At 64.4% G+C, this 13,762-nt stretch carries 12 protein-coding genes and 1 pseudogene; 4 read left to right on the top strand and 9 right to left on the bottom strand.

The features are described 5' to 3' along the window. The 3 genes from C9427_RS20620 to C9427_RS20630 all read right to left on the bottom strand — a co-directional run. Positions 1-443, bottom strand: a 443-nt coding sequence (locus tag C9427_RS20620; protein WP_208636392.1) for a saccharopine dehydrogenase NADP-binding domain-containing protein, incomplete at its 3' end; no start/stop codon positions are given. Then, the gene (locus C9427_RS20625) at positions 440-946 is read right to left on the bottom strand and encodes an Lrp/AsnC family transcriptional regulator (RefSeq protein ID WP_107650952.1); all 507 of its coding nucleotides are present in this window, start codon (positions 944-946) and stop codon (positions 440-442) included. The genes C9427_RS20625 and C9427_RS20620, both read right to left, overlap by 4 nt. Positions 947-1,121: 175 nt before the next feature. Then, positions 1,122-2,045 carry a LysR family transcriptional regulator gene (locus tag C9427_RS20630; RefSeq protein ID WP_107650953.1) on the bottom strand — a complete coding sequence of 308 codons (924 nt, stop codon included), beginning with the start codon at positions 2,043-2,045 and terminating at the stop codon, positions 1,122-1,124. Between the two features lie 94 nt (positions 2,046-2,139). Between C9427_RS20630 and C9427_RS20635 the strand changes: the two genes are divergently transcribed. Then, positions 2,140-2,976, top strand: coding sequence for an NAD(P)H-dependent oxidoreductase (locus C9427_RS20635; RefSeq protein WP_107650954.1), 837 nt, complete (start codon positions 2,140-2,142; stop codon positions 2,974-2,976). A 54-nt stretch (positions 2,977-3,030) separates the two neighbouring features. On the opposite strand, the gene C9427_RS20640 is transcribed toward C9427_RS20635, so the two are convergent. The 3 genes from C9427_RS20640 to C9427_RS20650 form a co-directional block, all read right to left on the bottom strand. Continuing rightward, complete coding sequence (locus C9427_RS20640; protein WP_107650955.1) at positions 3,031-3,756, bottom strand: 3-keto-5-aminohexanoate cleavage protein; 726 nt, start codon at positions 3,754-3,756, stop codon at positions 3,031-3,033. Positions 3,757-3,913: 157 nt separating this feature from the next. Then, positions 3,914-4,576, bottom strand: a complete 663-nt coding sequence (locus C9427_RS20645; RefSeq protein ID WP_107650956.1) for a phytochelatin synthase family protein — start codon at positions 4,574-4,576, stop codon at positions 3,914-3,916. Positions 4,577-4,715: 139 nt separating this feature from the next. Continuing rightward, complete coding sequence (locus C9427_RS20650; RefSeq protein ID WP_245437130.1) at positions 4,716-5,936, bottom strand: cytochrome-c peroxidase; 1,221 nt, start codon at positions 5,934-5,936, stop codon at positions 4,716-4,718. Positions 5,937-6,204: 268 nt separating this feature from the next. Here C9427_RS20650 and C9427_RS20655 point away from each other — a divergent pair, with 268 nt between their 5' ends. Next, positions 6,205-7,743: an acid phosphatase gene (locus C9427_RS20655; RefSeq protein ID WP_107650958.1), complete on the top strand. Its 1,539-nt coding sequence runs from the start codon at positions 6,205-6,207 to the stop codon at positions 7,741-7,743. Between the two features lie 79 nt (positions 7,744-7,822). Here the strand turns inward: C9427_RS20655 and C9427_RS20660 are convergent, their stop codons facing one another. Together C9427_RS20660 and C9427_RS20665 are read right to left on the bottom strand one after the other, a co-directional pair. Beyond that, positions 7,823-9,178, bottom strand: coding sequence for a sigma-54-dependent transcriptional regulator (locus tag C9427_RS20660; RefSeq protein ID WP_107650959.1), 1,356 nt, complete (start codon positions 9,176-9,178; stop codon positions 7,823-7,825). Between the two features lie 6 nt (positions 9,179-9,184). Further along, positions 9,185-11,059 carry a sensor histidine kinase gene (locus C9427_RS20665; RefSeq protein ID WP_107650960.1) on the bottom strand — a complete coding sequence of 625 codons (1,875 nt, stop codon included), beginning with the start codon at positions 11,057-11,059 and terminating at the stop codon, positions 9,185-9,187. Between the two features lie 239 nt (positions 11,060-11,298). On the opposite strand from C9427_RS20665, the gene C9427_RS20670 reads away from it, so the two are divergent. Then, entirely contained in the window at positions 11,299-12,630 is a 1,332-nt protein-coding gene (locus tag C9427_RS20670) for a dicarboxylate/amino acid:cation symporter (protein ID WP_167434417.1), read from the top strand. Between the two features lie 138 nt (positions 12,631-12,768). On the opposite strand, the gene C9427_RS20675 is transcribed toward C9427_RS20670, so the two are convergent. Next, entirely contained in the window at positions 12,769-13,287 is a 519-nt protein-coding gene (locus C9427_RS20675; RefSeq protein ID WP_245437120.1) for a hypothetical protein, read from the bottom strand. 164 nt (positions 13,288-13,451) lie between these two features. On the opposite strand from C9427_RS20675, the pseudogene C9427_RS20680 reads away from it, so the two are divergent. Beyond that, positions 13,452-13,589, top strand: a pseudogene (locus tag C9427_RS20680) (helix-turn-helix domain-containing protein); the annotation flags it as partial. Between the last annotated feature and the right edge of the window lie 173 nt (positions 13,590-13,762).

The raw sequence follows: 13,762 nt of genomic DNA on the forward strand, positions 1-13,762 counted from the left end.
ATCGCGGTGATGGTGTCGAACTGCCGGGCGGCATGGGTGTAGAGGACAAGGTCGATGCCGGGGTCGAGCCCGCACTCGGTCATGATCGAGACGCCGGCCTGCTCGGCGGCAGGAGCGAGGTCGGCGATCGCCTTGCCGTAATTGGTGGTGACCAGCGGCGTGCGCGTCCCGATCGCCGCTTGCACGGCATCGCGCATCAGCGGCTGCGGCAACAGGTCGATGACGGCGTCGACATCAGCCAGCACATTGGCCAGGGCCGGGCCGATCGCGCCTTCGGGCACGACGAAACGCACGTGGGTGAGATCGGTCAGGCCGCCAAGCCGGGCAGCCCCGTCCGGCGCGGTATCGACGCAGACGACTTCCTCGACGCCGTCGCTGGCGACGAGATCGGCGATCGCCGCCCGGCCTTGCAGGCCGAGGCCGCCGAGAACCGCGATCTTCATGCCTGCTCCTTGCGCGCAACGTCTTCCGACCAGCAGCCTTCCGGCAGGCTCACCCATTTGTTGCAGGAGGCCATGACGACGAAAGTCTCACTGCGCACGACTTCGCCCGGTTCGCCGGCGCCGGGGATCAGCTCGCTGGTGACGCGGTAGAGATCGGCGACATCGCCGGCCACGGTCACATCGACGATGATGTCGAAGCGTCCGGTGACCACGGCGGCCGAATTGACAAAGGGCAGTTCGGAAATGCGCTGCGCCAGCTCGCGAGCACGGCCGCGCCCCTGGGCATTGATGCCGACGATGGCCGAGATCAGCTCGGGGCGCTCGGTCAGGTTAAGCAGCCCGACGATCTTGAGCAGGTTGCGGTCGAGCAAATTGCGCAGCCGCGTGCGCACCGTCGGCACCGAGATCGCCATTGTTTCGGCGAGGCGGTTGATGCCGGGCTGAGCATCCTGCGACAGCAGTTTGACCAGTCGCCGGTCGGTGTGATCGAGATGTTCCCGCAAACGCTCGTACTTTCATAAAAGGAAAGAATTTGTAGAGTTTTCTTTCTGATATGAAAACAACCTAGGCGGTATCTTTTGAAATCGCAAGAGCGTTCGGCTGCCTGTTAATAAGGCCGGATGGTGTGAATCCCTGAAGGCGGCGGGCTTTGCAGGTGGTCGACCGAGGGCATGCCGGCTAGCGGGGCTTCCCGATCCCAGGAATGCCGCCGATTCGCTCGGCGAGAAAGTCGACCAGCAGCCGGACCCGGGCGATGCCCGCGCGCTCGGGGACGATCAGCATGCTCAGCGGTATGGGAGGCGGGGCGTAGTCCGGCAGGACCACTTCCAGCCGGCCGGTCGTCAGGAGATCGTCGACCAGCCAGTGATGAGCAGGTGCGATACCGCGGCCGGCGACGAGGGCTTCGCGCGCGGCAAGCCCATGGTCGACCCGAAATCGGCCGCCAAAAGGCACTGTGTGGCGTTCGCCGTCCGGCCCCTGCAGGGCGAGCGTATCGCTTCCCGCGATGTTCGACATCCGGATGCCTTCATGGCCAGGCAGATCCTGCGGGACAGCCGGCCGGCCCCGCGCCGCCAGATAGGCCGGCGCCGCCACCAGCAGACGCCGCGACTGGCCGAGCGCCCGCAGCTTTATCGAGCTGTCGCTGAGCGGACCGAGGCGAAGCGCGATGTCGACGCCCTCCCGTACAAGGTCGATGCGCTCGTCGGTGAGGCTGAGATCGATCCCGATGTCGGGATAGCGATCTTGAAAGGCGAAGATCAACCGGCTGACGTGCAAGACCCCGAGCGCTGCCGTGCAGGATATCCGGATCGTGCCGGCCGACGCGCCGCGCGTGCCCCGTGCCTCGTCGTTGGCCTGCTCAACAAGACGCAGGATCTGGATGCAGTCGGCATAGTAATGGCTGCCTTCATCGGTCATCGTGACACGCCTGGTGGTCCTGCTGAGCAAGGGCACGCCGACGGCTTCCTCGAGCTCCCGCAAATGCCGCGTGACCGTCGACTGCCCAACGCCGAACTCGCGCGCGACGGCCGACAGGCTGCCGCGCTCGGCGACGCGAACGAAGGTGCGCATGCGCTCGAGTGTGACGTCCGACCTATCCATTATTCGGCATAATCTTATGCATTGTCTACATGTAGCGGATCAGACCGGGACTGGCTAGCTTGAGCGTCTATCTTCCATGATCGGAGCTGACCCCATGAACGTCCTGCTTGTTTTCGCTCATCCTGAACCGCGGTCGCTCAACGGCGCCCTGCGTGACGTCGCCATCAGGGAACTCGAGGCCCAGGGCCATGAGGTGCGGGTGTCGGACCTTTACGCCGACGGCTGGAAATCCGAGGTGGACCGTGCCGACTTTCCGTCGTGGGCCGCCGAAGCACGCTTCCTGCCGGCCGGGGCCTCCAAAAAAGCTTTTGCGACCAACACACTGACCGACGACGTCAAAGCGGAAATCGACAAGCTGATGTGGGCCGACACGCTGATCCTCCAGTTCCCGCTCTGGTGGTACACCATGCCGGCGATCCTCAAGGGCTGGGTCGATCGGGTGTATGCCTACGGCTTCGCCTATGGCGTCGGCGAGCACAGCGACAAGCGGTGGGGCGACCGCTTTGGGGAAGGGACCCTCGCTGGCAAGCGCGCGATGCTGATCGTGACCACCGGCGGCTGGGAGGAGCATTACTCGGCCCGCGGCGTCAACGGCCCGATCGATGACCTGCTGTTCCCGATCAATCACGGGATCCTCTATTATCCGGGCTACGACGTGCTGCCGCCGTTCGTGGTCTACAGAGTGGACCGTTTCGATGAGGCCGATTTCGAGCCTGTCGCGGAGCGGCTGCGCGAACGGATGCGGACGCTCGAGACGATCCAGCCCATTCCCTATCGGCAGCAGAATGGCGGGGACTACCACATCCCGAGCATGCAGCTCCGCCCCGAACTGGGCGACCCGGGCGCCACGGGCTTCGCCCTCCATCAGGACGGCGCCGGCGCAACCGTCAGGTCGGAGACATCGCGTTCGACCTTGCGGGACGTGGCCTGACGCAGACCTCGAAGAGATCGTGGTCAGGCAAGGAGCCTGGAACCTATGGGATGATCAGCGGCCGGCCCGGAGGATCGCCGCCGCCGCGGACGTCAGCGCGGCATTGCCGGACGCCATCGTTCCGTCGGGAAGCGCCTTCCCGTCCTCCAGTCCGACACGCGTCGACCAGTTGCGCCCCGCTGCCCGCTCCACGAAAGGCCACATGGTGGCGTTCTCGCCATGCAGTAGGATGCTGCGGCGGATGCCGGCGTGCTCCAGCACCGTTTCGATGCCATCCGAAACAGTGAAAGCCTCGTCCAGCGTCTGCTCGGAAATCTCGATCAGAATGCGCAGCACCCGTCCGCCATGGTCGAGGCTGACAAGGCGCTCCGCGTCGGCGATCGAGGCAAGCCCGGCCTCGATGCCGATGCCGCGTTGACGCAAGCTCTCCATCACCAGCGGCGCCGCCGTCTCGCTGAGATTGACCGAGGCATAGTCCGGCAATTCGTGCCAACTGGCGATGGCCACAAGCGTGCGCTCATCGTCATTCTCGATCCAGGCGCCGGTGGAGACGCCGATAAGTGTTCCCGGGCAGGCGCGGCGGAGCGCGAGCACGGTTGCGTCCATTGCCGCTGGCGCCAGGCTTTCGTGGCCGTCCGGTCCGCGCGCATGGACATGCAGCTCGGCTGCCCCAGCGGCGACGCAGGCCGCGCCGTCGCGCGCCATGGCGTCGGGATCAAGCGGCAACCGCGGATGGAAATCGGCGCTGCGCGCGCCATTGATGCAGGCTTGAACGATCATGGGCAGGGCGGTCCGGTTGCAGTTGGGGCCAGACTAACGCAGGGACGGGACGACTGAAATTGGTCGCGCAATCATCCTGACAAATGGGCGGCCAAGCCTGAACCCATGTAACAGATTTGCCGCTATGGCGACGGCGCGCCTCGCATCAGTCTCGTTTTCATTCGATCAGAAGCAGACCGCGCTTTTGGTCTCCATCGCTATCGATTGTGTCCATGGCCGAGAACAGGCGTTCGCGCTCGATCAACCATGGTTTGTAGTGTTCGTTGACATCGAGGACGAAAACCATGTCCTGCGCCTCCAGATACCCGCCGATCGGCGAAAAATGGCCAACGCCGGCGCCGAAGATCTTCTCGCGGGTAAAGTTGATGATGTAGCGGCGGCCGGGATCATTGGCGCGCTTCATGTGTTCGCGAAATTCCTCTGACGTCAGATTCCGAAGCACGGAGACTTTCCGCCCGGTTTTCGTTCGAGCGACCTCGGCGACCTCGTCGAGCGTGAGACCGATGATGCAGAAGCCGGTCCAGCACTTTCCCGTCCCTTCGAGGACGTCCGCTTCTGTTGTTTCCTCTTCGCCGATCGAGCGGAATGTATTGGCGACGCTGGCCGGACCGCACCGTGATCCGTTCGATTGCCATTTGACGTCGGCATTGAAGGTGGCGGCCACGGGCAGCCTCCAGGCGGTGTCGATCAATTCAGGGGTACGGGTCACGGATGACTGGATTGCCTCTGGCGAGACGGCCGCCTGACCAGCAATCAGGAATGCGGCGCCGCAGAGCAAGGCAACGCCGGCAATCGCAGCGAAAGCAAGACCGCGCTTCATGGGGCAGAACCTCGAAGCAGTGTCGCAACACGACAATGCAGAAACGTTGGCACAGCGTCAATCAGCGCTGCAGCAGGCGCGAGAGGACAGCCATCGATGTCCGACGCGGTTCTGTCCGCATCTGCCACCGCTCAAGACCTTAGTGCGTCGCTTGATCTTGCTGGTCGGCGTCGGTGAGCGTCCCGAGGAAGGCGACGATGTCGTCGATCTCGGGGTCGGTCAACGCCGGTTTGTCGCCGGGCTTTTTGCCGAAGGGCGGGTCCTGGTTGAGATTGGCCCAGTAAGCCTTTGGCAAATCGTCATTTTGTCGAATCGTGCCGTCGGCGTTCCTCGGGTACCAGCGGCCGGGATCGCTGTCGCGGCTGGCGTAAAAGGCGACCGCGTCGCGCAGCGAATGGAAATAGCCATTGTGGAAGAAGCTCTTCTTCAGCGCCACGTTGCGCAGCGTCGGGGTGCGGAACAGGCCGCAATATTCGCTCCGGCCCTTGAGGTCGCTCCTCTGCGGGCCACACAGGCCGAGATCGAAATAATTCGGATCGGCATTGGCGGGAATAGCCGGGTTGCGCGGCACGCCAAGGCCAAGGAAACCAAAATCGGTGAATTGCGGCGGCTCGCCGTCATTGGCGGGCTCGCTGAGGTGGCAGCTCGCGCAATTGCCCTTCAGCGGATCCTCGAACAGCTGGCGTCCGTGCAATTCGCTCGCGGTCAGCGTCGCCTTGCCGGCGAGGAAGGCGTCGTAGCGGCTGGAATAGGGATAGAAGTCGGGCGCGCTCTGCTCGAAGGTGCCGAGCGCCTCGACGGTGGCTTCGAAAGCCTGGTCCGGGTGGTCGAACACGGCGTCGCCGAAGACCGCCTTGAACTCGTCGGCATAGGCCGCCCTGGCGAGCGCCGCGACAACCTCGCCGACATCCTTGTTGGCCATCTCGAAAGGCGAAAGTAGCGGGATGCGCGCCTGGTCCTGTCCATGATCGGCGCGGCCGTCCCAGGTCAGCCCTCCGGTCGGCCCGTTGTCGACGCTCTCGTCGCCTTCGTCGTCGGAATCGTGGAAATGCTCGGTGAAGGCCGGGACGGCCTGGAGGTAGCGCAACGAAGGCACGGCGCGCAGCCCGGGCTGGTCCATGTGCGGGCCACCCATCTCGACCGGCCCGGCCGAGGCGGGGCCGAAGGCACGGTGCGGATCATGGCAGGAAGAACAGGCCTGCAGGCCGGAAGCCGACAGCGCCGGATCGAAGAACATCTTGCGGCCAAGCCCGCTCAGCGCTGCCGCCCTGGCGTAGGCTTGCGGGCGCGACATTGGTCCGGGATGGACGCCCTCCGCACCGGCAAGGACCGCGTTCGAGGGCGCGGCGAGGCCCAGCATCGATGCCGCGGCGATCGCGATCACCTGGCCTTTCCGTCGTCTCGCTATCATAGGCTTCAGTCCGGTTTCCGCTTCGGAAATAAGTAGCCGGTGCAACGGATTGATGACCGGTTCGCTCGCTCACGCAACCGTGTTCGCAAGCGTGGAAAATGTCACAAAGGTGACAAGGCGTCGGCACTAGTCTGCCATGCCACGCGGAAGCTTCGCCTTGTCGTGGCCAACGCACCGCTCCTCCAGCCACTGTTCCCAGCCACGAGGTTTTTCTACTATGACGAGGCTCAAGCTCCTCAATTCGCTTTATCTGGCCGGCCCGGCCCTGGCTTCATTCGCCACGGCGGCAGGTGCCGCGCCCGCCGGCTACGACAAGATCGACACCGTCGTCGTCATCTATGCCGAGAACCGCAGCTTCGATAATCTCTATGGCCGCTTTCCCGGCGCCAACGGCCTGTCGAATGTAACTGTGGATCAGGCGCGCCAGCTCGACCGCGACGGCAAGCCGCTTGCGGAACTGCCACCGGCCTGGGGCGGCCTGACCGCCAAGGGCGTGACGCCGCCGGTTACCGAGGCGCAATCGGCGCACCTGGCCAATGCCAGCTTTTCTATCGACGATCCCAACGGCTTCAACGAAAAGACCTCCGTCGTCACCCGCGACCTCTGGCACCGCTTCTACGAGGAGCAGATGCAGATCGATGGCGGCCGCAACGACAAGTTCGCTGCCTGGGCCGATTCCGGCGGCCTTGTCATGGGCCACTATGACGGCTCGGTGCTGCCGATGTGGGCTGTGGCGAAAAAGTATGTGCTGGCCGACAACTTCTTCCAGGGCGCCTTTGGCGGTTCCTTCCTCAACCATTTCCAGCTGGCCTGCGCCTGCGCGCCGGTCTATCCGAATGCCGACAAGAGCCCGATCAAGGACCAGATCGCCGTTGTCGAGCCCGATGGCGTGACGCTGAAGGTTGCCGACAACTCGCCGCCCTCGGCGCTCGGCGGTGTGCCGAAATTCGTCAATGACGGCGCCATCACGCCAGACTTCTATGCGGTCAACACCATGCAGCCGCCCTATCAGCCGAGCAACAACAAGCCGGCCGAAGGCGGCGATCCGGCCTTGGCCGACCCGGCGGCGGCAACCACGCTGCCGCCGCAGCATGACATCACCATCGGCGACCTCTTGTCGCTGAAGGGCATCGGCTGGGCCTGGTATGCCGGCGCCTGGCAAGCCACGCTCGACGGCAAGAACGCGACACCGGTGCCGAATTTCCAGTTCCACCACCAGCCCTACAATTATTTCGCCGCCTATGCGCCGGGCACCGCGGCCCGCGCCGAACATCTCAGGGACGGCGGCATGAACGGCGAGGCCTTCATCAAGGCTATCGACGACGGCAAACTGCCGGCGGTGAGCTTCTACAAGCCGCAAGGCAATCTCAACGAGCATGGCGGCTATGCCGACGTCGCGAGCGGCGACCAGCATCTGGCCGACATCGTCTCGCATCTGGAGAAGAGCCCGCAATGGAGCCATATGCTGGTGGTCGTCACCTATGACGAGAATGGCGGCTTCTGGGATCATGTCGCGCCGCCGAAGGCCGACCGCTGGGGACCGGGCAACCGCATCCCCACCTTCATCATCTCGCCCTATGCCAAGGCGGGAACCGTCGACCACACGCAGTACGACACGACCTCAATCCTGCGCTTCATTACCGCGCGCTACGACCTGCCGGTGCTCCCCGGCATCGTCGCCCGCGACAAGGCGCTGCGCAACAATGATCAGCCGCCGATGGGCGATCTGACCGCCGCACTCGACCTTAGCCGCTGAGACCGGCCAGCAATCGAAGGCCCGCCGACGAGCGGGCCTTTTTCGAACGGGCAGGGGCGGCGCCGAGCGATCGGTACTGCTACCTGGAAAACTCGCTGCGCACGAGGCCGTGACGCTGGAGCTTGTCGTAAAAAGTCTTGCGCGGGATGCCCAGCGCCTCGATGGTGCGTCGGACGTCGCCCTCATTGCGGCCGAGCGTCTCGCGGATGATGTCGGCCTCGTAGCGCTCCAGCCGCTCGGGAAGCTTCATGGCGGTGTCCGGCTGGGCAAGGGAAGGGGATTGCGCTTGCGCTTCCTCTTCCAGTCCAAGCACGAAACGCTCGGCGAAATGCGCGAGCTCGCGCACATTGCCCGGCCAGCCATGCTCCCTGAGGTGGCGGTGCACCGAGGCCGGGACAGAAGGCACCGGACGCCGGAAGCGGGCGGCGGCGCGCTCGGCGAAGTAGAAGAACAGCAAGGCGATGTCGTCGCGGCGCTCGCGCAGCGGCGGGATGGAAATCGTCACCACGTTCAGCCTGTAATAGAGATCCTCGCGGAACGAGCCGCGCTGGCGCGCATCGCCAAGGTCGACCTTGGCGGCGGCGACGACGCGCAGATCCACCGGCCGCACTTCGTTGGTGCCGAGCGGCGTCACCTCGCGCATTTCCAGTACGCGCAGCATCTGCACCTGCGTCGAGACCGGCATGCTTTCGATCTCGTCGAGGAACAGCGTGCCGCCGCTGGCATGCTCGATGCGGCCGATACGCTTCTTCTGCGCGCCGGTGAAGGCGCCTGCCTCATGGCCGAACAATTCGCTCTCGATGACGGTTTTCGGCAGCGTGCCGCAATTCAGGGCGACGAAATTGCCCCTGGCGCGGCGGCTCCAGCGGTGCAGAAGGCTCGCCACCACCTCCTTGCCGGAACCGGTCTCGCCGGTCACCAGCACGTCGACATCGGTGTCGGCGATCTGCCGCAGCATGCGGCGCAGCCGCTCCATGGCCGGTGTCTGGCCGATCAGCGGCAGGCCGTCCTGCGCCTCGCCGGCCGCCTCGCGCAAGGCCCGGTTCTCCATCACCAGCCGGCGCTTTTCGGCCGCACGCCGCACGCTCTGCACCAGCCGCTCGGCCGCAAAGGGTTTGGTGATGAAATCATAGGCGCCGTCCTTGATCGCCTTGACGGCAACCGCGATGTCGCCGTGCCCGGTGACGAGGATGACAGGAATGTCCGCATCCAGGCGCAGGATGCGGTCGAACAGCTGCAGGCCGTCAATCTGCGGCATGCGGATATCGGTCACCACGACGCCGGCGAAACCGGCGTCAAGCCTGGCCAGCGCCTCGGCCGCCACCGCAAAAGCCGACACCGAAAAACCGGCCAGATCCAGCGTCTGCGCGGTGGCCTTGAGAAGGTCGCTGTCGTCATCGATCAGGATGACCGGCGCTGCATCGTGGTCCGTCATGCTGTCTTACGCTGCCTTTGAAAGATGGATGGTGAAGCTTGTACCGCTATCGCTGCTCGAAACCTCGATGCGTCCGCCGTAGTCGGCGACGATGTCCTTCGAGATGACGAGGCCGAGGCCAAGGCCTTTTTCCTTGGACGTGTTGAACGGCGTGAACAACGACTTCAGGATCGCGGGCGGAATGCCCGGTCCGTTGTCGGAGATGCCGACTGTCACTCCGTCTGCCGTCTCCTCGACCGAAACCTGCACCCTGGCATCGTCGCGGCCTTCCAGCGCTTCGAGCGCGTTCTGGAAGAGATTGATCAGCACCTGTTCGAGCCGGACCCGGTTGCCCATAACCCTAAGGGTCGGCGGCGGCAGCTCGATTTCTAGCGCGTCGAGCCGGCCGGCAAACCGGCTTCTCAACAGCACCACCGCGCCCTCGATGACGCCGCGCAATTCCACCGGTTCAGCCGCGGTGCGGCCCTTGCGGGCGAAAGCCTTCAATTCCTCGGTGATGGCGCCGATGCGTTCGGTCAGTGCTGCGATGGCGCCGAGGTTTTCCGCGGCGGGCGCCGTCTGCTTGCGGTCGAGGAAGGTGCGGGCATTGTCGGCATAGGCGCGGATGGTGGCAACCGGCTGGTTGATCTCATGGGCGACGCCGGCGGCGACCTGACCGAGGATGGCGAGACGGTTGGCCTGGACCAGCTCCTGCTGCACCACCTGGAGTTTTGCTTCGGTGCCGCGGTGGTCAGTAATCTCGGCCTGCAGCCGGTCGCGGGCCCGGCTCAGATCCTCGGTCCGTTCGATGACGCGGCGTTCGAGTTCGACGCGTGCCGACTGTTCGGCGGCGATGCGCATTTGCGCCGACTGTCGGCGCCACAGGAGATAGGCGGCGAGACCAAGCAGCGGAATGACGACAGCCAGCGCCAGAAGCCGCATTTCGCGAACCGCAGCAGTAACCGGAGCCTCGGCCGGGACGAGATAGTCGAGCCGCCAGGGGGTCGAAGGCACCGGCGTGGAGAGGCGCAGATATTCCGCATCGCTGCCGCCGGGCGTCACGGCGTGAACGATCGACACGTCCGGGCTGAGCGCCTCAGGGCGTGTGATCGGCAGCGGCACCAGCGGCGCGTTGCCAAACTGCTGGCTGCCACGGATGGCTGCGAGCTCCGGGCCGGCCAGCGGCGCCGTCGTCATGAAGCGCCATGACGGCACGCTGGTGATCAGCACGACGCCATGCTCGTCGCTGACATAGGCCGGGCGGTTCGCCTCGTGCCAGTCGGCCTCGAGCTGGTCGAATTCCGCCTTGACGACGACGACGCCGAGTGAGGTGGCGGCGTCGCCGACGCGGCGCGAGATGTAGAGGCCGGGCCGCTTGCTGACATTGCCGAGCGCGAAATATTCGGCGGTCCCCGCCTGCATCGCGCCCGAGAAATAATCGCGAAACCGGTAATCGTTGCCGACGAAGCTGGTCGGCTCGCGCCAGTTGCTGGAGGCGATCGCGAAGCCGTCGGTGCCGATGACATAGAGCACCGCTGCCTTGGTGCCGGAGACCAGCCCTTCGAGCTTGCGGTTGAGCACATCGCTGGCAGCGGCGTTTTTCTGCGACAGCGCGTCACGCACCTGCTGGTCTTCGGACAAGAGCAGTGGGAGAGCGCGCGGGCTTTCCAGCACGGCGCGCAGCAGCGCGACCTTCAGATTGGCGTCGGTGCGCCCCTGCGCCGACAATGTGCCGATCTCGGCGGTCCGGCCGTAAAGGCCGGCGCCGTACAACGCTGCTCCGGCGATCGCAATGGCGATGGCCGCGAACAGCAGCCAGGCGCGGCGCGCCCGCCGGCGGAGTTCTCCGGGCGTCGACGACCCAGGTGTTGAAAATGGGGCAGCGGCGGGGCGTTGCAGCATCGCCTATCTGTGCATGATTTCGCACAAAACACAATTCGAGCTATGCGGATGGCCGCACAGGCTGCGTGTGAAACGGCCTTTCGAGTTCCAAAATATTCAATGAAATCAAATGGGAGCCCTCTTCCGCACATTTGGCACGGCAGTTGCAAATACGAATTCAGCAGTCGCGAGGCTGCTGGAGGTCAAAGCAACTGCCCCGGGGAGTCGAGCTTTTCGATCGGGGCGCCATGGAGGACGTCATGCAGACAGCATTCGCTGCCGCCGAGCCGCGCGGCAAACTTCCCTTCTACCGGCATCTCTATGTGCAGGTGCTGGCGGCGATCGCCGCCGGCGTGCTGCTCGGTCATTTCTATCCCGAGACAGGCGAGGCGCTGAAGCCGCTCGGCGACGCCTTCATCAAGCTGGTCAAGATGGTGATCGCACCGGTTATCTTCCTGACGGTGGCGACCGGCATTGCCGGCGTTTCCGACCTGCAGAAGGTCGGCCGCGTCGCCGGCAAGGCGATGATCTACTTCCTGGTGTTCTCGACACTGGCGCTGGTCGTCGGCCTCGTCGTCTCGAATGTCGTCCAGCCGGGCGCCGGCATGCACATCAACCCGGCCACGCTCGACCCCAGCAAGGTGGCGACCTTTACCGAGAAGGCGCATGACAGCACCATCGTCGGCTTCCTGATGAACATCATCCCCGACACCATCACCGGCGCATTCGCGAAAGGCGACATCCTGCAGGTGCTGTTCTTTTCGGTGCTGTTCGGTGTTGCCTTGGCCATGGTCGGCGATCGCGGCCGTCCGGTCGTCGATTTCCTGCAGGCGCTGACGACGCCGATCTTCCGCCTCGTCGCCATCCTGATGAAGGCGGCACCCATCGGCGCCTTTGGCGCCATGGCCTTCACCATCGGCAAATACGGCATCGGCTCGATCGCCAACCTGGCGATGCTGATCGGCACCTTCTACCTGACCGCGCTGCTGTTCGTGCTTGTCGTGCTGGGTGCGGTCGCCCGCTACAACGGCTTCTCGATCCTGGCGCTGATCCGCTACATCAAGGAAGAGCTGCTGCTGGTGCTCGGCACCTCGTCCTCGGAAGCCGCACTGCCCGGCCTGATGGCCAAGATGGAGCGCGCCGGCTGCAATCGCTCGGTGGTCGGGCTGGTCATCCCGACCGGTTATTCCTTCAATCTCGACGGCACCAACATCTACATGACGCTGGCGGCCCTGTTCATCGCCCAGGCGACCGACACGCCGCTGACCTTCGGCGACCAGATCCTGCTGCTCGCCGTCGCGATGCTGAGTTCCAAGGGCGCCGCCGGCATCACCGGCGCCGGCTTCATCACGCTTGCCGCGACGCTCTCGGTGGTCCCCACCGTGCCGGTCGCCGGCATGGCGCTGATCCTCGGCGTCGACCGCTTCATGTCGGAGTGCCGGGCACTGACCAACTTCATCGGCAACGCGGTGGCGACCGTGGTCGTGGCGCGCTGGGAAGGAGAGCTCGACCAGGCCCAGTTCGCCGCCGCGATGGCCGGTGACCTGCCGGAGGAAGTCGACCTGTCGCTGCCCGGCTTGCAGCCCGCCTGATCGTTGGGTGCATGATCATAGCCCGGAGCCGGCTTGCCGCCGGCTTCGGGATTGAGTGCAGGTCCGCTGCGCTCCGCGATATGGAATACGATCGTCCCGACTCGAATAGGGCGAGATCGTTGGGGCCAACTTGGTCGATCACCGTCGTGAAAAGTTCGAGTACCAATTCCATTCCCAGGTTCGGCCTGCATCAGCGGAGAACGCCCGGCTATAAGTCGGGGCTTCCGGGTCGCGCTTATCCCAATGGAATTTCACGATAACGTCTTTGCCGGCGACAACCTCACGGCCAAAGAATTCACCTTCGTCGCCGTCGAACGAGCCAACCTTTCCGCCGTCGAGTTTCACTGCGTTGCTGTCAGCCCAGTAGATCGTCCACAGGCGCGTCTGCGGATTGAATAATCGCACGGTGAGACCTTCGAATGGCTTTCCGTCAAATTCCGTATGGAAAATGTCGAAATTGCCCAGCCCCAGCAATATGGGGCGGAGTTCCTGGGTCGCGTCAAATTCCTCCCACTCGTCGCTGCCGGTCAGATGTTCTTTCAATGTACGATTTCTGATGCTCCACTTACCTATCAAATAGTCGAAATCATTCTTCGACGAGGTCTCGCTTGCCGTAATTGCAAGTTTCCCATCCGATGAAATAGAGAACGCGCGCATGCATGTGCCTCTTTTGGGACGACTTCACGCCAGCGCCCGGACATCAGTGCCAGTTGCGCGGAGCGCATTTTGGATCTCAGCCCCCGTACAGGACCCGAGGGACATCTCCCCGCCACACCGACTTATCTATGCCCGCAAACGCACAAAGCGAAGATCCGTTCCGCGACCGCGTCGCCGCCCGCCTTGGCAAGATGATCGGCGAAGGCGCCGCGATCTGGCTCCGGATGCAGGCCGCTTATGATGCCTGGCACGCGGAGCGCGAAGTGGATGTCAGCGCCATTCCAACGCTGCATGCCGCCTGAGACGTAACAGGCCTGATACGTAACAGGCTTGTGAGCCTTGTTCTTGGCGAAGGGCTTGCTCCGGCCGCATTTGGGGGTCAGTATCCGCCATGCCTTCAAGGTGCCCGTCCGCTTCGATCCCGACCTGATCGCGACCGAAGCTTTGCCGTCGGGTTCGGTTGTCGTCTCATCCC

The sequence above is a fragment of the Mesorhizobium helmanticense genome, from assembly GCF_003034915.1.
GTDB classification, from domain to species: domain Bacteria; phylum Pseudomonadota; class Alphaproteobacteria; order Rhizobiales; family Rhizobiaceae; genus Mesorhizobium; species Mesorhizobium helmanticense.